General features: G+C 70.3%; 10 protein-coding genes and 2 pseudogenes. 8 read left to right on the top strand and 4 right to left on the bottom strand.

Features of this window, described 5'->3' with window-relative positions; translation table 11 throughout:
- Window positions 1-144: 144 nt before the first annotated feature.
- From ACIOC0_RS23935 to ACIOC0_RS23915, 5 genes and pseudogenes are all read left to right on the top strand, one after another.
- Window positions 145-519: pseudogene (locus tag ACIOC0_RS23935) on the top strand (ATP-binding protein); the annotation flags it as partial.
- Window positions 520-590: 71 nt separating this feature from the next.
- Entirely contained in the window at window positions 591-1,661 is a 1,071-nt protein-coding gene (locus ACIOC0_RS23930; protein ID WP_402157388.1) for a ParA family protein, read from the top strand.
- The gene (locus tag ACIOC0_RS23925; RefSeq protein ID WP_402157386.1) at window positions 1,658-2,206 is read left to right on the top strand and encodes a hypothetical protein; all 549 of its coding nucleotides are present in this window, start codon (window positions 1,658-1,660) and stop codon (window positions 2,204-2,206) included. Before ACIOC0_RS23930 ends, ACIOC0_RS23925 begins: the two co-directional genes overlap by 4 nt.
- Before the next feature lie 461 nt (window positions 2,207-2,667).
- Window positions 2,668-3,630: a DNA-processing protein DprA gene (locus ACIOC0_RS23920; RefSeq protein WP_402157384.1), complete on the top strand. Its 963-nt coding sequence runs from the start codon at window positions 2,668-2,670 to the stop codon at window positions 3,628-3,630.
- 233 nt (window positions 3,631-3,863) lie between these two features.
- Window positions 3,864-4,388, top strand: coding sequence for a ComF family protein (locus ACIOC0_RS23915; protein ID WP_402157381.1), 525 nt, complete (start codon window positions 3,864-3,866; stop codon window positions 4,386-4,388).
- A 29-nt stretch (window positions 4,389-4,417) separates the two neighbouring features.
- Here ACIOC0_RS23915 and ACIOC0_RS23910 read toward each other — a convergent pair whose 3' ends face one another.
- Both ACIOC0_RS23910 and ACIOC0_RS23905 read right to left on the bottom strand, forming a co-directional pair.
- Entirely contained in the window at window positions 4,418-7,033 is a 2,616-nt protein-coding gene (locus ACIOC0_RS23910) for a DUF262 domain-containing protein (protein ID WP_402157380.1), read from the bottom strand.
- A gap of 77 nt (window positions 7,034-7,110) precedes the next feature.
- Window positions 7,111-7,809, bottom strand: coding sequence for a hypothetical protein (locus tag ACIOC0_RS23905; RefSeq protein WP_402157379.1), 699 nt, complete (start codon window positions 7,807-7,809; stop codon window positions 7,111-7,113).
- Between the two features lie 128 nt (window positions 7,810-7,937).
- Between ACIOC0_RS23905 and ACIOC0_RS23900 the strand changes: the two genes are divergently transcribed.
- Window positions 7,938-10,094 carry a UvrD-helicase domain-containing protein gene (locus ACIOC0_RS23900; protein ID WP_402157378.1) on the top strand — a complete coding sequence of 719 codons (2,157 nt, stop codon included), beginning with the start codon at window positions 7,938-7,940 and terminating at the stop codon, window positions 10,092-10,094.
- 26 nt (window positions 10,095-10,120) lie between these two features.
- Here ACIOC0_RS23900 and ACIOC0_RS23895 read toward each other — a convergent pair whose 3' ends face one another.
- Window positions 10,121-11,881 (bottom strand): RNA polymerase sigma factor RpoD/SigA, encoded by a 1,761-nt coding sequence (locus ACIOC0_RS23895; protein WP_402157377.1) that lies wholly within the window; start codon window positions 11,879-11,881, stop codon window positions 10,121-10,123.
- 203 nt (window positions 11,882-12,084) lie between these two features.
- Between ACIOC0_RS23895 and ACIOC0_RS23890 the strand changes: the two genes are divergently transcribed.
- Entirely contained in the window at window positions 12,085-15,078 is a 2,994-nt protein-coding gene (locus ACIOC0_RS23890) for a hypothetical protein (RefSeq protein ID WP_402157376.1), read from the top strand.
- A gap of 76 nt (window positions 15,079-15,154) precedes the next feature.
- Complete coding sequence (locus ACIOC0_RS23885) at window positions 15,155-19,855, top strand: DEAD/DEAH box helicase (RefSeq protein WP_402157375.1); 4,701 nt, start codon at window positions 15,155-15,157, stop codon at window positions 19,853-19,855.
- A 278-nt stretch (window positions 19,856-20,133) separates the two neighbouring features.
- Here ACIOC0_RS23885 and ACIOC0_RS23880 read toward each other — a convergent pair.
- Window positions 20,134-20,844, bottom strand: a pseudogene (locus tag ACIOC0_RS23880) (transposase); the annotation flags it as partial.
- Between the last annotated feature and the right edge of the window lie 130 nt (window positions 20,845-20,974).

The following is a 20,974-nucleotide window of genomic DNA, read 5'->3' as shown; positions in this document are numbered from 1 at the left end:
GATCCAGCAAACCGTCACCGTCACCGGTGAACCGACCGCCACCACCACCACTTCCGCCTCACGTTCCCCACCAGCAGACACGGCGCCCATACCGCCCGCCACGCCGCCGAACGCTGGCTCGCCGACCATCGGGACTGCCCGGAGGCCGCGGCCGACGACGAGGACGCGGCCACGGCTTCACTCCTCATCGCGGAACTCACCGCCAACGCTGCCCTGCACGGCCGCGTGCGGGGCCGTCACGCCCGCCTCGCCCTGACCCTCACGGCCGGCACCCTGCGCATCGAGGTCACGGACACCCGGGGTGACCGCCTGCCCGAACCGGCACCAGGCAGAGACGGCGACGGGGATGGGGACGGCGAGTCGGGGCGCGGCCTGCTCCTCGTCGCCTCGCTTGCCGATGCCTGGGGATGCGAGCCCCATCATCCCGGCGGCAAGACAGTCTGGGCCGAGTGCGGCCGGCGTGAACCCGCGCTCAAGGGGGCGCGTGAACTCAACTATGCATCCAATGCGCGGAGTTGAGGATTGACGATGATCGTGAACGGCCTTCACGCTTAACAGGTAATCGTGAAGGCCGTTCACGGGGAGATGTCATGGCAGGCACGCCCGAGGCGGAAGACCAACTCGTCGGACTGTTCGAAGTGGCGGAGATGGCGGGGGTCGGCCGGACGGTTGTAGCGAATTGGCGCGCCCGTGACCAACACTTCCCCGCTCCCGTGGCGGACCTGCGGAGCGGTCCGGTTTTCCGGGCGAGTCAGATTCAGCGCTACCTCAAACGGAGGAAGAAGCACATGGCACCCACAGCTCATGTCATCTCGACCATCAATCTGAAGGGCGGCGTCGGGAAGACCACCACCACGGCCGGACTCGCGGAGTTCCTCTCCGCGGAGTTCCGCAAGCGGGTCCTGGTGGTCGATCTCGACCCGCAGACCAATCTGACCACGGTCCTGATCGGGGAGGAGAAGTGGGAGGAGCTCAACGACGAGGGATACACCCTGGCGACCCTGTTCAAGGATGCCCTCCGGCCCGAGGACGAGCCTCTGGAGTTCGACCTGGAGAAGACACTCCAGCGCAATGTCTCTTCGGTGGATGCGGTGACGAAGGTGGATCTCCTGCCTTCTTCGCTGGATCTCATCGACGTCCAGGATCGCCTGGCGTCCATGCCCAGGGGGCGTTTCCATGCTAACAACCCCACCGATCTCCTGCGCAAGGCGATCCGGAAGATCATTGACGACTATGACTACGTGCTCGTCGACTGCCCTCCCAATCTCGGCATCGTCACTCTGAACGGTCTGCGCATCTCCGAGGGATACATCATCCCGACCATCCCTGATGTCCTGTCCACCTACGGCATCCCTCAGATCCAGCGGCGTGTGCGGGCCTTCGCGGAAGACCTGGGGGAGACCATCAAAGAGATCGGCATCGTCATCACAAAATACAAGGCCAATTCGACGGTCCACTGGAACACCGTCAGGCGACTTCAGGGCGACAAGAAGCTCCCCGCCGTGCTGCCGACCTTCATCCCCGAGAAGAACGACATCGCCGGTTCTGCGGAGTTCGTCGGCCGCGGTACCCTGCGGCAGAAGTACGGCTACCAGGGCGGGTTCGACGCTTTCCGCGGCATGACGCAGGAGTTCATCGAACTGGTCGAGGAGAAGGCGTGACCGAGCAGAGCGACAGTCGGCCCGACGACAACGGTCTCCTGAATGCCCAGGTGCGGGAGGCCGAAGAAGCGCTGACCAAACTCGGCGCCTCCGACCCGGAGCTCGCGGCGACGCTCGCACGTGTCCTCGGCGTGGTGGCGTCCGAAGCCGCACGCACGACACGCTTCGCCCGAGCACTGGCCAAGGCGCTGACGCCTCCCGATGCGCAGACCGCACCTCGGCCGGCAGAACGCCCGAGGCGTAGCCGGCGAGCTCCGGGAGTGATCGACCCGTTCGCGGTGTTCGCCGAAACCGGCGAGACGGGACTCCGTTCGAGCCTGAGCGAGCTCGGCCTCGAACAACTGCGGGACATCGTCTCCGAACACGGGATGGACCACGACCGGCTGGCACTGAAGTGGAAGGACCCTCAACGGGTCATCGACCGCATCGTGGAACGCGTCGAATCGCGGACAGCCAAGGGAGCCGCCTTCCGGGGGCGGCCGGAGCAGCCCGCTCTGCAGCACGATGAGGGCGCCGGCCCGGCGGCCGAGGACTCGTCGACGTGAGGTGAGCCGGGCGCGACGAGCGGCTTCGCCCACGACGGAGCCGAGGGGGCGGGCGATGCGGTCAGAACCGGGAGCCGAACAGCCCGCCCGCCTCATACCGCGAACGCCGCCCTGCACGGCCGGCACCCTGCGGATCGAGGCCACGGAAGCCCGGGGTGACCGCCTGCCCGAACCCGGGCAGGGCGGGGATGACGAGTCCGGGCGCGGTCTGCTCCTCGTCGCCTTGCTCGCCGGTGCCTGGGGACGCGAGCCCCACCACCCTGGTGGCAGGACGGTCTGGGTCGAGTGCGTCTGGCGGCCGGCCGCGACTCGGCAGTAACATGCGTGAGAAGAATAGAACGCGCGAGCTATTTCCTGTTCGGGCCCCGAGGACCGCGCTGCCGGGTCATACTGAGGCAACGCGCCACGAGGCCGGAACCAGACGCCCTGCGTCCTTCGAACATGTACGACGGAGTAGAAGGATGAAGACGATGATCACGGACGAGCAGCACCGCCTGCTGCTGCTCTGCGCCCTCAGGCACGAGGGCGCGACACTCGACTGGAAGCTGCTGGCCAGAGTCGCGCAGCGGCCGGGCGGGCTCGACGAGCTGTACCGGGGACGGGTGCCCGAGAAGTCCAAGGCGGCCGCGAAGGCCGAGGAACTGCTCGGCGCGACGCTCGGCTCCCTCCAGGACGAGGAGGCGAGGGTGGCCGTCGAGGCAGAGGCCGCCGAGCGGGCCGGTGCCCGCCTGGTCACCGTCCTGGACGACGACTATCCGGCGAACCTCCGCCTGATCCCGGACCTGCCGCCCTTCCTGTGGGTCCGCGGGAAGCTGGAGGACCGGGACGCCCGGTCCGTGGCCGTCGTCGGGACGCGGGACGTGAGCGAGGACGGAAGCAGGCGGGCGGCACGGATGGCCCGCGGGCTGGCCGAGCACTCAGTCGTGGTGACCTCTGGTCTGGCCCGCGGCGTCGACACCGCGGCCCACACGGCGACCCTCGACGCGGGCGGTCGCACGGTCGCCGTGATCGGCACAGGGATCGCCGCGCCCATGTACCCGGCGGAGAACCGGGGCCTCGCCGAACGGATCGTCGCCGAGGGCGGCGCCGTCGTCTCCCAGTTCTGGCCGACGTCCGGTCCGGCCCGCTGGACCTTCCCCCGCCGCAACGTCACCATGAGCGGCTTCACCCAGGGCACGGTCGTCATCGAGGCCTCCCGCACCTCGGGGGCGAAGATGCAGGCGCGCATCGCCTCGGAGCACGGCAAGCGGGCGTTCCTGCTGCGCTCCCTGGTCGCCGCCCAGCCATGGGCGGCGAAGATGCTGGAGGAGGGGCGCGCGACCGTGGTCGACGAGCTGGCCGACGTACTGGACGGGCTGGCCGGAGCGGAACAGATGCGCAAGGCGGGTGAGCAGCGCCAGCAGCTCGCGCTGGCCATCCTGTGAGACACGTCGAGGGACTCGAACCCCTTGGCTTCCCGCACTGCGCCCGCTGCCCGTACTACCTGGGAGGCAGCGCCTCCATATGTGCCACGTGCGCGGCTCGCTCCTTGGAACCTGTTCCCGACGCCCACTGTCCCGTGTGCAGCCAGGCGCTCGGAGTGGCACGCCGGTGCACCAACGCGTTATGCGGACTGCCTACGCACGAACGTGGGTTCAGCCGAGTCGACGCCGTCGCGATGTTCTCGGGCGACCTGGAGAACGCTGTGCGGCGCCTGAAGTATGACGGGGCCTGGGGTTGGGCCACCATCTTCGGGCGCCTGGTCGTCGGGTGGATGGAGCGCAACCCGGACCGGATGGACGGCGTCGATTCAATCGTCGGCAACCCCACCTGGACGGGCCGCACTCCGATCCGGCACATCGAGGAGATCCTGAAGGCCGCCGCCGTCGAGGACGCAGCCGGCCGCTGGCCTTTTCCGGCCTCCCCGGTCCTGGTCAAGCCCGTGGACACCGACCGCTCGGCCGGGAAGAACCGTGAGGCCAAACGCCTCGCGGCCGCCGCCCACGCCAAGGCCATCCGCATCGAGCGGCGCGTACAGGACCGCACCGTCCTGCTCTTCGACGACCTGTTCACCACCGGCCAGCAAATGCAGGCCGTTGCCCGCCTGCTGCGCGAGGCGGGCGCGGCTGAGGTGAGAGGCCTCGTCCTTGCTCGCGCCCCGTGGCGAGGGGCGGACCGCCAGGGGGCACTCTTCGACTCGTGACCATCGACCGGTGCTCCCTGAGCCCTGTCTCAGCCCGCGTCCCGGCTCTCCCAACGGTCCCGAAGCCACATCAAAGCCTCGACGAGCAGCTCTCGGTTGCGGTCGTTCTCCAGCACGGACAGCAGGAAGCTGGGGTCCGGCCCCGGCTTTCTCTCCTGGAGGTCGACACCTTCAAGTTGGTTCAGGAGCCTGAGGAATTCGGCACGCAGGGCGTGGTCGGTGAAAGGCTCATGTACGGCCAGAGTCTGGAAGGGGACGTACGCAGTGCCGCCCCCGGGGCTCGGGAGCAGGCCCATTGGCGAGATCCCACTGCCCGGGGTGCCCGCCTCGCCCAGCGTGAGGTTCGCGCCGATGACGTGGTCGTTTCCCAGGTGGAGGATTGAGCCGCCGATTTCTTCCCAGAGGTCGAAGAGGGCGCGCACCGCCTCCACCGTCCCGAAGGAATTGTTTCTCGCGAGCTGACGGAAGAACCGCCTCTCGGGGGAGTTCTCCGCCACGAGCTGAAGGAAGAACGGGTCGGTGTGCGTCTGCTCAACCTGGCTTTCCGGGGTGGGCTGCGCTGCGTTCTCCTCGCCGTCGGCCTGGTCGTCTTCAGCTCCGCCGACCAGCAGAGCGAGGCCGTCTGCGGAGAGGCGCTGCGCCGGATCGGCGGCCCCGCCGGCCGTGAAGCGCACGCCGTCGGCGCTCAGCCGGGCCCGGACGTCTCCTCCCGCGTCCTGAGGCGTCCAGCGGAAGCCGTCGGAGACCTTGCCCTCGGCAGTGAGCACCCGGTAGGCGTTGGCCACCCCCGGCGTATTGGCCAGATGGTTGCCCACGGCCTGGGCGCCGGAGCCGATGAACGCCGCGAGATCGCCGTACGACGTCCAGGTGCCGTGGGGGAGCGCGGCGAGCACCTGGTGGGCCAGGTTCCAGTCCCGGCTCCGCTCTGCTCGGCCGACTCCGCGCAGCGGGGCCGGCCACAGCGCGATCGCGCGGTCGGCGAGTTCGTCGGCACGGGCGCGGATCTCGTCCGCGCCCCACCGCTCTGTGGCCGCGATGCGGCGGTTCATCTCCAGGTGGCTGCCCTGGAGCAGGCCCTGCTTGCGCTCGAAGGGGTGATTGGACAACTCCGCGTTGACCGCGGTGAGCGTCAGGTTCCCGAGCGTGTGCTGGAGTCGGGCGTGCAGGTCCTCCGCGCTCTCGCCGTCGACCACGTCCTCGCTCAGCATCCGGAGCCACTCGTCGCCCGGCGACTGCGGCATGACGTGCTCGATGGTGAGCTGCGCGGTGGCGAAGTCGACTGGTTCGGGATGCTCGTAGCTCTCCTCCAGTCGCTGAAGCACCATCTTCCGCTGGTGTCCGCGTCCGAACTTGTAGAAGGGCGCCGTCCGGACCTTCTCGCGCAGTTCGTCGTCGTCGGGCCAGAAGCGGTTCTCGGCGGAGAGGAGCTGGTGCAGTCCGTCGGCGACGGCCACGTCCAGCGGGAGCTGTCCGGGCACCGCCTGGAAGATCCTGTTGAGGTTGTTCGTCGGCACCCGGCACATCATCCGGCGCACCAGGAAGCTCTCGATGTACGACATCGCGCGCGCCGTGTCCGCGGAATCCAGCTCCCCTCGCTGGCGCCGGTCGAGCAGCAGCATCAGCGCGGGATAGGTGACCTGGGCCTGCCAGGTGTCCAGCCGGTGCAGATGGGCGCGGACCGCTCTGTTCGCCTCCTCCTCGGGGTGGAGCAGCCGGCGGAAGAGCGCGCCGCGCCGGTGCAACTCCTTGATGTACGCCTCGATCTCCGCCTCGCTGACCTCACCCCGCTCGAAGCGCTGCTGCTGAGCCGAGTACAGGGCCTGGCGGCGGACCCGGTCGTCCCCGTCGAGCACCAACTGAAGCCACATGAGCTGTTCCAGCTCGTCGTTGCTCAGACTCTCCTGCAGCGGAAGCCAGTAGGTCTCGTAGACGTGCTCACCGCGGGTGGGCAGCCGCATGAACAGGTAGTTGCGCAGCAGGTCGGCCTGGCTCAGCTTGAGGCCGGTGTTGTTGAGGGACTCGAAGATCCGATGCACGTTGTCCGCGCGCTCGGCTGTCACCGCCACCAGCGTGAGCCGGGAGGTGATGGCCTCCTCGATGCGGAGCACGTCCTGCGGGGCGGCCGGATCGGCGGCCTCGACGAGCTTGCGGCGGAAGAAGCCGTAGGCGGCGGCGACGGCTCCGCCGGCGGCCTGCTCCGAGAGCGGCCCGCGAACGTATGCCGCGAACTGCGCCCGGTCAGCCTGGGTCGGCAGCAGCCGGAGGCGATCGCTGCCGTTCTTGCGCTTGTTGATGAGGTATTCCTCGTCGATGCGCTCGGCCTCGTCCGGCTCGCCGTCCGCTATGTGGTCGCGGATCGCGGCCAGGGCGAGCGACAGCGTGGTCAGCCGCTGCTGTCCGTCGACAACGAGCCAGCGGGGGAACGTCGCCTCGTTCTGCGGCGACGGCGCGAGCACCACGGACCCCAGGAAGTGCGTGCTCGCCTTCTCCCCGGACTCCAGCAGCTCGGCCTGCTCCAGGATGTCGGTCCACAGCTGTCCGAGCTGCTTCTCCGTCCAGGAGTATGTCCGCTGGTAGAGCGGCACCTGGAACTGCTGGGCCCTGCCCTGGACGAGATCGGCGAACAGCGTCTCCTTCGCCTGCACGGCGTCCCCCTCGGTTATAGGTCCGGTCGTAGCGCGTGGGAAGTACCTAGGGCTTCCCGCTGACAGACAGGGGCGCTTCAGCCCTCGTCCAGGCACGCACACCACAGCGCGTGGGCCCGGTCCATCTCGTCCAGTGCCGCCCGGGTGAACCGGGCGTCCAGGAAGGCTCGGTCGACGATCCGTTCCGCGAGTGCGACCAAGTGCGCCGCTACCTGCTCCACTCGCTCCCCGCGCACCCGGACTTGAACCCGCTCCAGGCGCTCCTGACGTTCCCACAGGTCGGCTAGGCTCGCGCCCGGCTCCTCCTCGTCGTCGTACACGGACGGCACGCGGGGCAGCAGTTCGGCGGTGAGAGCGGGGACGGAGTCCAGGGCGGTCGACTCGTCCGGCCCACCGTTGCCGAGGATGCGGTTGGCGATCGTACGGACGGCCTCGGAGCGTTCGACGCGAGCCGCCTGGGCCCGCAGGGCGCCGAGCAGTGCCGGGACCTCGGCCCGGGCTCGGCGCCGCAGGGTCTCCGCGAGGGCGGTCGTCAGGTCCTCGCCCATCTCCGAGGCATCGTCCAGTACGTCGTTCGCCGCGCCAACCTCCTCGAAGGCGCGCTGCGCGGTGCGGGCCGCCTCGGCGAGCAGGGCGATGTCCTCGGCGGTCGGCTTCACGCCCGCCTTCAGCCGGGCCACGGCCGCGTCCAGAGGGTCACCGGCCAGATCGAAGAGGTCCGCGCAGTCGTCCTCCAGGGCGAGTTGGCCGTCCGTATCCGGTTCCAGCAGTGTCATCTCTCCAGCAACCCCCGCGCTCGCGATGCCCTTGTGTCGTACAGCGACTCCTGCGACGAATCATGGAGGTTTTCGTAAACTGAGTCAACAAATACTCTGTCGGTCGGTGTTGTCGAAGGGTGGGGAACATGCCGCAGATCGCGATCACCAACACGTTCTGGGAGGGCGTCGACCGGCTCGACAAGCCGGCCCGCGCCCGCGTCCACAAGGCGATGGCCAAGTTCCAGCAGCTGACGGTTCCGCAGCTCCACGCGGACAAGGGGCTGCACCTGGAGTCGGTGGTGAGCTCGCGGGACCCGCGGATGCGGACCATCCGCGTCGACGACGGCCTGCGCATAGTGCTGCTCGCGCCCGACGACGGCAGCGATCTCTTCGTCTTCGTCCACGTCGTCCCCCACGACAAGGCATACTCCTGGGCCCGCCGACGGCTCTACACGGTCAACTCCGTGACCCGCTGCCTCGAAGTACGCGACCTGACGGCCATGGAGCAGATCACCCCGCTCTTCGCGCAGGAAGCCGCCGCGGTCCCCCAACTCCTGTTCGCCCCCTGGTCGGACACCGTCCTGCGGCACCTCGGCGTCGATGACGTCACCCTGCGGGCGGCCCGCACCGTCACCAGTAAGGCGCAGCTTGAGGCGTTCGGGTCGCTCATGCCGGAGGACCAGTACGAGGCGCTGTGGTTGCTCGCCGAAGGCCTCGACCCCGACGACATCTACCGGGACCTCGTCGCCGTACGCCAGAAGACGACCGTCGCCGAGAGCGCGGCGAGGGAGGACACCGCCGGGGACGACCTGGCCGCCGCCGTCACCCGCACCCGCAGCCGCATCGCGCTCGTCACCGGCCCCGACGAACTCGCCGACATCCTGACCAAGCCCTTCGCCGCGTGGCGGATCTTCCTCCACCCCACCCAGCGGCGCATCGCCTACCGGCCCGCCTATGCCGGTCCCGCCCAGATCACCGGCGGCCCCGGCACCGGAAAGACGGTCGTCGCCCTGCACCGGGTCAAGCACCTCCTGGACCGGGCGCCCGACACGCGCGTCCTCCTCACCACCTACACCGGAGCCCTGGCCCGCTCCCTTCAGAGCAGCCTCGCCCTGCTGCTCGACCACGACCCGGCGCTGCTCGCCCGTGTCGACGTCACCACCGTCGACGCCGTCGCCCACCGCGTCGTACGGCAACTGCGCGGCAACCCGGGAACCGCGCTCGGCGACCGGGACGAGCGCACCCGCTGGCAGCGCGTGGCCCGCCGCCTCGAACTGCCGTGGAACGAGGCGTTCCTGTCCCAGGAGTACCGGCACGTGGTCCTCGCCCAGGACCTGCGGAGCGAGGAGGAGTACCTGGCGTGCGAGCGGCGTGGACGCGGCAGCGCGCTCGGGCAGGCCCAGCGGCGGCGCGTCTGGCAGGCAGTGACCCTGTTCGAGGATGGCCTGGCCCGTGACCGGGCGCACACCTGGCTCCAGGTCTGCGCCGAGGCCACTCGGCTGCTGCGCGACAAGCCGGGTGCGGGACCGTCGTACGACCATGTCGTCGTGGACGAGGCGCAGGACCTGCACCCGGCGCAGTGGCGCCTGCTGCGGGTCCTGGCCCCCGACGGACCCGACGACCTGTTCGTCACCGGCGACCCGCACCAGCGGATCTACGACGCCCGGGTCTCCCTGCGCTCCCTCGGCATCTCCGTCGCGGGACGCAGCGGACGACTGCGCGTCAACTACCGCTCCACCGAGGAGATCCTGCGCTGGGCCCGCGGCCTGCTCGACAGCGAGCCCGTCGCCGACCTGACCGGCGACGCCCACGACACCCTCACCGGATACCGCTCGCTGCTGCACGGCGCACAGCCCATGTGTGAGGGGCACGGAAGTGAGAACGAGGAGGCCGACGCGGTCGTGCGCCGAGTGCGCGACTGGATGGACGCCGGGGTCGCGCCCTCGGACATCGCCGTCTGCGCCCGCTTCAACACCCTGGCGGGCAAGCTCGGCGACCGCCTCGCCGCGGCCGGTATCCCCGTGGTGCGGGTGCGGGACGGGGAACCGGAGAGCGCGGTCGGGGTACGGGTGTCGACGCTGCACAGCATGAAGGGCCTGGAATACCGGTGCGTCGCCGTCGCCGGAGTCACCCGGTCCGCCTTCCCGTTCGCGCCGGCCGTCACCCCGGCCGAGGTGGACCGCATCCAGCACACCACCGAACTGGCCGCCGAGCGGTGCCTGCTGTTCGTCGCCTGCATGAGGGCGCGGGAGGCGTTGTATGTGTCGTACAGCGGGCGGGCCAGTGAGTTCCTCGCGGCGTGATGCCTATCGGGGGCTCCGTCACCGCCTCATTCCTGAGCCCCATGGACCTTGTCGACTCCCGTGCGGCGGCGACGCACAGTCGTGATCTCGCGCCCGTCGTGCACCACTCGGAACCATTCGTCCGCCACCTGGACGGTGACAGTCCTCGCGTGCCACTGCAGGCCCACGTGAATCGTCTGATGGCCGACCACGATGAATCCTCCGGGCCCATAGACCCTTCGGCGCACACAGGGGACGTCGGAGGCGAACTCGGTGGGAGGCCCGTCCACGCCGCTGGGATGCCCGTCCGTGTCACTCGGTACGGCCCGCGACGGCTCGCGGACCGGACGGGCGGCGCGGATGCGGTTCTCGTCGATCGCCCCCCGCAGCTTGCCCATGGCCTTGGACTCGATCTGGCGGATCCGCTCCCGGGTGAGATTCAGCTTCGCTCCGATTGCGTCGAGGGTGAGCTCGGGACCGTGGTCGAGCCCGAGCCGGAGGGTCATCACCTGGCGCTCTCGTTCGGAGAGGCAGCTGAGCAGGTCACGGACTTCTTCCGGGGACAGGTCACTGTAGTAGAAGTCCGGTTCGGTCCAATGTGGCCCCTGAATGCTCCGGTCCGCCTCCTCGTGCAAGGCGTCGTCACCGATGGACTCGGTCAGGTCTTCCAGGGGGAGGACTCGGCGGACCCGGGCCAGTAGGACGTGCGCCTCGTCAACGGTGACACCCGCGCGGGCGGCCACCGTGGGGAGAGCGTCGGTGGGTGACTCGTGCCCCAACTCCCGCGCCGCCTTCCGTAGCGCGGCCAGGGTTTCGCACGCGTGGACGGGGATCCGAATCGTGCGGCCTTTGTCCGCCAGGGCCCGTGTGATCGCCTGCCGGATCCACGGGACGGCGTACGTCGAGAACTTGTGCCCCTTGAGGTGGTCGAACTTCTCGACGGCGCGCAGCAGACCGAGGTTGCCCTCCTGGATCAGATCCATGAGGTCCAGCCCGCGGCCTGTGTACCAGGTCGCCATGCTGACAACCAGCCGGAGGTTCGCCTGGGCGAAGTCCGTGAACGCCATTTCCCCGAGCCGGACCAGCTGCTTCAGCTCACGCCGCAGCTTCGGGGCGATCTTCCGGCCGGCCTCGTCCAGCTGCTCGCGAGCCAGCAGTCCCGCCTCGATGGCCTGGGCCAGCTCCGCCTCCTGTCCCTGGGAGAGCAGCGGGAACCTGCCGATCTCCTTGCGGTAGTGCGTGAAAGAGTCGCCCACGGCCTGACGTGGGGGCGCATCCTCCTCCGGGGATTCGGCGACGGGCTCGGGGCGGGGGCGCGGCAAAGGCGGGGCGGTGAGTGCGGTGGTAGGACCGACGGGCGTCTCGTTCGGCTTCTCGGCCCGCAGGGGCGGCCGGGACGCGGAGGGAACGCTGGGACCGAGCGCTCGCACGGTCAACGCGGAAAGGTCCAGCCTGCTGTCCTGGTGCAGCTGAAGGGTGAAGCACGGTGGTCGGCGTGGTTCCGGCTCCGGCACCGCCGGAACGCTGCGTTCACCTTGGGTGTCGCTCAACAGCTTGGCCGTCGCGGGAAGCCCTGGCGCGGCCGGGGCCGCCGAACCGCCTCCCAGACCGAACGCGGCCACCGTGGCTGGAGGCAGTGCGACCCCCTCCGCCATCACCCGGCCCAGCACCTCGGCCACCACCGCGGTATCCACGCCGACCAGCAGTCCCCGCAAAGCCACCGGAGTCAGGGCTCGCTGTGGCCCCGCGGCAGTCACCAGCGCCTCATGCAGCACGACCGGCGTCCCGGCCTCGGTGTCCGTCGTCATCAGCGTGCCCCCCATGTGCCGTACTGCGGTGCGACGAGCCTTCTCGCATTGCACCACTGACCACTGACAATCAGTCATGCCACGGGTGCAACGCGCGGTTCACCTGCGGATTCCCCATGCTCCTTATGTGAAGGAATGGTAGAACGTACAACGTTGATCGGTCCCGGGCGAGATCGGTACGTCCGAGGCGGGGAGGGCGGGGCATGCTGGTTGATCCCACGCAGTTGCTGGACGACTGCGAGCGAGCCTGGCGCGAGGCGGGGGAGCCGTATGCCGGCGCGGTGGAGCCGGTCGCCGCCGTACGTACCGCGCTCGTCCTGGAAGCGTTGGTGGCGTACCGGCTGCTCGCGGACCATTCCGACCTCCCGCGCGACACGGTCTTCGCACGCTGGCCCGCCTGCGCGGTGCACACGGTGGCGTTGGCCGGCGGTCCAGAACTCCCGCGCCTGGTGGCACAAGCACACGCGCGTGTTCTCACGGCGCGGCCCGACCTGGAGTCACACGGAGCCGCACCGGACAGTGCCGGCGACTGGAGTCGCGCCGCGCACGAGGCCGCCCGCTGTCTGGGCTGGACATGGCGTCCCTCGACCACGGCGGACGGTTCGATCGCCCCTTCCCGCGGCGCCACCTCCGCGCCCGAGGTCCGTCTCGGCCCCGGCGCGGGCAGCGTGCTGCTGACTCTGCCCGGCGAGCCGGACGCGGGGGACTGGCAGCTGTCCGCCGACGGTGAGGTGTTCGCGGTCCTGCCGCCCTACTGGGTACTGCCCGGCCCCGTGCGCCGCGTCGAGGCGACAGATCCGACGGGAACCACGCACGTGTCGGCGATCGTGGACCCGCACGACGCCCTCCTGGCCTTCGGCGCCGGCGGCCACCGCGTCCCCCAGGGCGAGCCCCTGCCCGCCGCCGAGATCTGCCTTCTCCACGCCGGCACCCTGCAGACCGAGGGCGGCGACCCCGGCATCGTGGAACTGCCCACCCCGTACGGCTGGAACGGCTGGACGCTGAGCAGGGTGTCACTGACCGGGGTGACGCGGGTGCGGGCCGCCGCCGCGGTTCCGGGAAACTGGCTGGACGTGGCCGCCGGACGGCCGCTCGGGTGGGAGGGCGGTGCGACGCTGACCTGGATCACAGGCGACGACGGGGCACCCGTGTGGCACCGTCCACCCGCTCTCCGGCTTCCGCGGCGCGCCGGTGAGCCGGACGCACGACTCTGGCAGGCCGAAGTGCGGCGCCCCGGCCACGAGGAGCCTCTCGCCCGTCGGACCGGCGCTCCCGGGGCGCTCCTCGACCCCTGGAAGGACGTACCCCGCCCGCTTCTGGGACCGTACGAGATCCTCGTCCACCGCGTCGGCTCCCGGCGCAGCCGCCGACTGGCGGCCTTCCTCGCCGAGGGCATCACGGCCGAACCGACCGCCGAGTGGCGTCTGCTCGCCCCGCACGGAGGCCTGGCCCCCGCTCGGCTGACGCTCGGCGCCGACGGACCGGTCACCGCCTCCGCGCACGCCGTCGCTTTCTCTCCGTACGAGATCACCAAGAGGCTGCTCCTGGGCGACGGGGTCCGTCGGTTCGCCGTCGAGGCGTGCATCCCGCACTCCGAGGTCCGCCTCGAACTCGGCGGCCAATTCCTGACCTGGTCCATCCGGCCGCTCGACATCGACGCGGCTGACCTGGCCGGCGAGAGCGCCCTGACCGTCCGCCTGCCGGAACAGGCGGTGGCGGTGACACCCTTGCTGGCACTGGTCGTCGAAGGGACGACCCTGCTCACGCTGCGTCCAGAACGCCGCACTCGCACGCGCAGAGGAGACCTCCGGTACTCATTGGCGGCCCTGGCGGACACCGTGCGCGACTGCGTGAAAGCCGAGATACGGCTGCTGGTCGCGGGGGAGAGCATCCATGTCGCAACCGTGCGCACCCAGCCCATCGCGGAGGACGTCGTACCGGACGGCGGCGGACTGCTGCTCCGGGGCCTGCGGCACCCCGGTGAACTGACCGCCCGCCTGTACGCGGCCTTCGCCCCGTGGGAGCAGCCGCTGACGGCCACGGTCGACCAGGGCGGGCGTATACCGCTGCCCTCGGCCTGGCGGTCGCTCGGTCCCCTGATCGTGCACCTGAACGCGGGCGTCCCCACACCCACCACTCCCGCATGGCCCCGCCTCCGCGATCGCGACACCCTCGTGCTGCGCCGGTCGCCGTTCACCCCCGCCGCCGGCCACGGAACGGGCGCCCGGGTGTCGGAGTACCTGGCCGGACGCGGCACGCTGCCGCGCGGCGCCGACGCGCTCCCCTACCAATGGATCGTGGCCGCCCGTGGACGTGACCTGCAGGCGTGCGGAGCCAAGGAGACGGCACCCGCGGAATGCCGCAGCGCCCTCGGCGAAGCCGGGCCCACCGCCCTCACGGAAGCGGCCGACAGCGCGCTGCGCTCCGGCGAACTCGCCTCCGTGCTCGCGGGCAGCGGTCTTGCCGCTCTGCGGATACGGGAAGTGGCGGACCCGGCCGCGGTGCGTCAGGTCTGGCGGCAGGCTCCCCTGTGCGCGTTGCTGCTCACGGCCCCGTTGCTGCCGTATCTCTCCGGTGACCTCGCCTACGACATCGGTGAGTTGTACTCGGAGGAGGCGGAACTCCTTGGCGAGGTCGGTCAATTCCTGGGCGACGCCGCCATGACCGTGCTGGCCGGGCACGCGGATCCGAGCGGCTCGGTCGGCCGGTTCGACGCCCAGGCCCGTGCCCTCGACCAGCTCCCCGAACTCCAGCAGCAGGCCGTATGGCGCAGTGCCCGTGTCGTCCCTCGGGGCCTTCTGGACCCCGACACCCGTGCCGACGCCGCCTGGCAGGCATTCCGTGCCCGCAAGGACCTCCAGCACCGCGCCGCGCGTGAGGAGTTCTCCGAAGCATTGGACGCCGTATCGATCTTCCTGGACGACGGACACTCCGACCTGGCCCAGGCCTTCCGCGGCCGGGACCCCGGCCGGTTGCACGGGCCGGGCGAAGCCTGGATGCGGATTCCTCAGCTGTCTCTGGGATGCGCGCTGATCGCGAGGCTCGCCGCCGCCGGTGACGCTCGTGCCGCCGGCCTGGAACGGGGGCTTCGTCACCTGTGGACGCCCGTCGCCTCCCACGCACCGGATCTCACCGCCGTCGACATCGCTCTCGCGGAATGCCTCGTCACCGCAGGGGCCGTGCACAGCACCGGCTGACCACCGGTTCCCGTCCCTCCCACAAAGCGCTGCCCCACCGCTCGCCCGAAGCCAACCGCCACATCGGAGCCCACTCGTGCACAGCCTCGACCCGGTCGCCACCTCCACCATGATCAGCGACACCTACCGCCGCTATCTGCGGTCCCTGCTGCCCCTGCGCGAGCCCCGCCTGGCCGAGGCCCTTGCCCACGCCATCGACACCAGTCCACTGCTCACGAAGGGTCCGCTGCTGGAGGCCACCCCCGCCTACGCGCCGGGCGCCACCCTGAACGAGCTCGTCGCAGAAGGCGTACTCGGCCCCGCGTTCCAGCAGCTGACCGGCCCCGCGCTGCCCGCCGACCGTCCCCTGTACCGGCATCAGGAGCAAGCGCTGCGCAAGGCCGTCGCCGGACGTAACCTCGTCGTGGCCACCGGTACGGGCTCCGGCAAAACCGAGAGCTTCCTCCTGCCCGTCCTCAACGCCCTCGCCGCCGAACACGCCCGAGGCACCCTCGGGCCCGGCGTCCGCGCCCTGCTGCTCTACCCGATGAACGCCCTGGCCAACGACCAGATGAAGCGACTGCGCCGACTGCTCGCCGACGCTCCCCACATCACCTTCGGCCGCTACACCGGCGACACCAAGGACGATCCGCAGCGCGCCGCCGACACCTTCGAGCAGCTCAACCCCGGCGAACCGCGCCTGCCCAACGAACTGCTCAGCCGACGCGAGATGCGCGCCACACCACCCCACATCCTGCTCACCAACTACGCCATGCTGGAGTATCTGCTGCTCCGCCCCCAGGACATGGACCTCTTCGAGGGAGAGCAGGCGAGTTCCTGGCGGTTCGTCGTCGTCGACGAGGCCCACGTCTACGACGGAGCGCGCGGCGCGGAACTCGCCATGCTCCTGCGCCGCTTGAAGGACCGTGTGGGGCAAGGGCGGGAGATCCAGGCCATCGCCACCAGCGCCACCGTCGGAGCGGACGAGAATCCCGCCGCCGTCACTGCCTTCGCTCAGGCTCTCTTCGACGTCCCCTTCCGGTGGGACCCGAACGACCCAGCTGCCCAGGACCTGGTCACCGCCACCCGGGTCGCCACACCCGACGGCCCGCACTGGGGACCGCTGCCGACCACCGAGTACCTGCGCCTGGCCACGACCGCCGACCCCGAACCGGAGATCGTGCAGGCCGCGCGCATGCACGGCCTACACGCCGGCACGACCGCGGCCACCGCCCTCGCCGCCGAGGCCGGCACCGCGGCTCTGCGCCGGGCCCTCGCTGACGGACCCCGGCCCGTGACCGAGATCGCCCGCGACGTCTTCCCCGGCGACCCAGTCGGACCCGCGGCGGTCACCGCGCTCATCCAACTCGCCAGCCAGGTGACGGACACCGACGGCGCTCCCGTGCTCTCCGCCCGCTACCACCTCTTCGCACGCGCCACAGAAGGCGCCTTCACCTGCCTCGACCCGGCAGGCCCCCACCTCGACCTGGCCCGCCACGAGACCTGTGCGCAGTGTGCCCGCCCCTCCTTCGAGCTGGGGGCCTGCCGCCGCTGCGGTGCCGTACACCTGCACGGCACCCTCACCGGCAAGGGGGCACAGGCCTGCCTGGCACACCGAAAGTCTCCCGACAGCCCCCACACCTGGCTCCTCCTCGACGGGGACGGCTCGGACACCGGAGCCGACGAGGACGACGAGACACTCGGCGACAGTGCCAAGGGCGGCCTCAAGGAACGCCGGCTGTGCACCCGCTGCGCGGCCGTGCACCCCGCGGCCACGGCATCCTGCGCCGCTCCTGGATGCGGTGGCACCGAACTGCGCCGCGTCCACCAGCTCGACACCCACGAGGGCACCCCGGCCGCATGCCTCGCCTGCGGAGCGCGAGGTCACGGCATGATCCGCCTGTTCGAGGCGGGCAACGAGGCTTCGGCCGCCGTCCTCAGCACCGCCCTCTACCAGGCGCTGCCTCCGGCGACCGACGGCCCGGCCGCCGCACTGCCCGGACAGGGCCGCAAGCTGCTGTTCTTCAGCGACAGCCGACAGGCCGCCGCGTACTTCGCGCCCTACCTGGAGGACTCCTACACCCGCATCCAGCACCGACGCCTGATCACCCAGGCCGTCCGGCAGGGCTGCCCCGAGCCCGACGAGCCCCTGCACATCGACGACCTCGTCGCCCACACCATCCGCGCCGCCGACCGTGCCGGAGTCTTCCGCCGCAACGACTCCCGCCAGGCCAAGCAGCGCGAAGTGGCCCTGTGGGTGATGCAGGAAGTACTCAGCCTCGACGACCGACAGTCACTCGAAGGACTCGGCCTGCTCCGGGTCGACATCGACCGCGAGCCCTTCTGGCAGCCGCCCGCCGCTCTCACCTCACTCGGCCTCACGGACGACGAGGCATGGCTGCTGCTGCAGGAACTCCTGCGCACCCTGCGCAACCAGGGCGCGCTCACCATGCCCGAGGACGTCGATGCGGGCGACGAGGCGTTCGCCCCACGCAAGGGGCCCATCTGGGTCCGCTCCCAGGGCTCCGAGGCCAAGCGCAGGGTGATCAGCTGGCTGCCCAGTGCCGCGAGCGCCTCGAACCGACGCGTCGACTACCTCGTACGCGTACTCGAAGTCCTCGGCCACCAGGGCGAACGACGGGCCACCGCCCTCGATGTCCTGAACCGCCTGTGGACCGACCTCACGACAGGTCACCTCGCCGACTGGCTGCCGTCCGAAAGCCAACCGGGGATCGGCGTCGTCCGCCGACTCGACCACGCCTGGCTGCGGTTGCGCCCGGTGACGGCGGACAGCGATCCGCTGTACGCCTGCGACCGCTGCCGCCGCATCACCGCGGTCTCCGTGCGCGGTGTGTGCCCGACGCTGCGCTGCACAGGACGCCTGGAGGACTTCAAGCCGTCGCCCGAGACGGACGAGCACCTGCGGCGCCTCTACCTGACATTCGACCCCGTTCCACTGCGCGCTCAGGAGCACACCGCGCAGTGGACCGGGGAGAAGGCCGCCGAGATCCAGGGGGAGTTCGTCCGAGGGCAGGTCAACGCCCTGTCCTGCTCCACCACCTTCGAACTCGGCGTCGACGTCGGTGAACTACAGGCCGTCGTCCTGCGCAACATGCCGCCCTCCACCGCCAACTACGTCCAGCGCGCCGGCCGCGCCGGCCGCCGCGCCGACTCGGCCGCGCTGGTCCTCACCTACGCACAGCGGCGCCCCCACGACCTTTCCCGGTTCGCGGAGCCCGAGCGGATGATCGCCGGGGAGGTGAGGGCCCCGATCGTCCCCGTCGACAACGTCCGGATCGACCGCCGCCACGCCCACTCCATCGCGCTCGCCGCCTTCTTCCGTGCCATGAAGGACGAGCGGGGCCGGATCTGGCGCAAGGCGGGAGAGTTCTTCCTTCCCGACGACACCACCAGTGAGATCGCCGCCCACACGGTGCGCGACTGGCTGACGCCTGTCCCGGAGGGCGTCATGGCCTCCCTGCGCCGGGTTCTCCCCGACACGGTCCAAGCCGAGATCGGCATCGACTCCGGCGACTGGGTCGCCGAACTGGACCGACTCCTGCGGGCCGCACAGCGGATCCTCGACCAGGACGTCACCTCGTACAGCGAACGCCGCGACCAGGCCGCGTCCGCCCGCAGGTACCGGCAGGCGGAGATGTACGAGAAGGTCATCCGCAACCTCACCCAGCGCGAACTGCTCGGCGTCCTCGCCAACCGCAACGTGCTGCCCAAGTACGGCTTCCCCGTGGACACCGTCGAACTGCGCATCCCCCAGGAGGGCGGCGCCGTCTCGGGGCAACTCGAACTCACCCGTGACCTGAGCGCCGCCGTCCACGAATACGCCCCGGGCGCCGAGATCGTGGCGGGCGGCCACCTGTGGGCGTCCGCCGGCGTCTACCGGCTGCCGGACCGCGAACTGGTCAGCCGCCACTACGCCGTGTGCGCGGCCTGCGGCCGCTACCGGGATGCCACCGAACCCGTGGACCCCGTCTGCGCCGCCTGCGGCACGCAGTCCGCGGCCGCGCAACGCCGGTACGTCGAACCGGTCTACGGTTTCGTCGCCGCGCGCGGACCCCAGCGCCGCCCGGGGCAGACCCCGCCACGACGGTCCTGGTACGGCGACGTCCACATGTCCACCGACACCGCCGACCTCCAGGAGGGCGCGACCACCTTCGTCTCCGGCCACACCACAGCCTGGTCGGCGGGCACCCGGGGAGAGATGGTGGTCGTCTCCGAGGGACCGGCCGGCGCCGGATACCAGATCTGCGACTGGTGCGGCTGGGGCCGTCCGCACGCCCAGGCCGGGCCTCCGCGCGGCAGCCACCCGCACCTGCTGAAAGACACCCAGTGCACGGGCCCCCTCCGGGTCGTCTCCCTCGCGCACCGCTACCAGACCGACTTCCTCCAGATCCATCTGGACCCGCTCACGGCCCTGACCGCCGATGCGGCGCGTCTGCGCTCCGGGCTGTACGCACTGCTCGAAGGCGCCGCCGCGCACCTGGAGATCAGCCGCGACGACATCGACGGCACGGTTCACACCGGCACCGACGGCATGCCGTCCCTGCTGCTCTTCGACACCACTCCGGGGGGCGCGGGCAACGCCGCGTCCATGGGCGAGCGCCTCGAACCGGTTGTCTCTGCCGCGCTTGCCCGAGTGGCGGCCTGCGAGTGCGGCCCGGAGAGCAGCTGCTACGCGTGCCTGCGGAACTTCCGCAACGAGCGCTTCCACGAGCTGCTGAGCCGCCGCGAGGCCATCGCACTCCTCGATGCCCTGACTGGCCGTGGGCTTAAGGGATGAGACGCACAATCGAGGGGCGGTCCTCGTGAGACCGCCCCCGCACGATCGAAGCACCGCTCCACTCCCGCCACCCGGCAAAAAAACCAGGTCAGACAGCGAAATCCTGCTGGAGTACTAGCTGAGCGACGTTGGGCGAGCGTCTGCGTCGATGTCCCGGGCGAGGCGCTGCGCGCACTTGGTGAGAACGTGGCGCAGGTCGGCGTAGTGGCGCAGCGGATCGGGGCGGGACTGCGACCACCTTGGGGGGTTCGACGAGCTGGCCGCGTTGAAGTGGGCACCGCCCGGAGGAGGGCGACGAGGTGGGGTGCGTTCACGGCCCGCCACCGCTGCTGGGCGGACTCGACAAGCATGAAGACCATGGCCAGGGCGGCGGTGCGGGAGCCGGCGCCTCGGGTGACCTTGGTCCGCAGGCGGACTGGTGGAGAACATGGACTCGATGAGGTTCATGGTGCGCAGGTGAATCCTGCGCTCGGCGGGGAAGGCGAAGAACGCCGGCAGCTCGGCCTCGTCACCGGTGATCTTCTTGCCGGTCTTGGGGAACTACGCGCCGTAGAGCTGGGAACGTCTTGATCGCTGCCTGTGCGTGTTGCTTGTCCTCGGCGTTGTACATGTCCTGGGTGGCCCTCTTCGCGGCTGGCTGTTCGGACTTGGCATGGCGGCGAGCACATTTGCTCCAGAAGCCCAGGGCGCCGTCGCAGGACGGGTGCGCGCTTGACACGGCGGGCGCGGTCGCGCATCAGGTCGGCTCAAGACTCGGCGGATTCGCGGTAGCCGTCCGCGAGTGCGACCAGTTTCATGGAGCCGTCGGCACGCACGCCGATCAGGACGAGCACGCAGGCTTTGGCATCCTCCAGGTGGACGCTGAGATGGATGCCGTCGGCCCACACTTACACGTAGTCGACCTCCGCGAGGTCGCGGTCCATGAACGCGGTGTGGTCGGCCTGCCGCTGTTGGGTCAGCCGGGTGACCGTCGCAGGGGAGAGCCCGGCCAAGATGTGCCAACTAGCACTCTCCATGTGCCGACCAAAAGTCTCGGTCGCAGGCGGCGCGTATGTCCGTGCGAACGAGATTGCATAAACGTGCAGCGAAACGTATAGTCATGCCATTGCTGGAGGAGGA

It is taken from the genome of Streptomyces sp. NPDC088254, assembly GCF_044740925.1.
GTDB lineage: Bacteria > Actinomycetota > Actinomycetes > Streptomycetales > Streptomycetaceae > Streptomyces.
The sequence above is the reverse complement of the archived record's forward strand: the minus strand, read 5'-3'. Positions and strand labels throughout refer to the sequence as shown.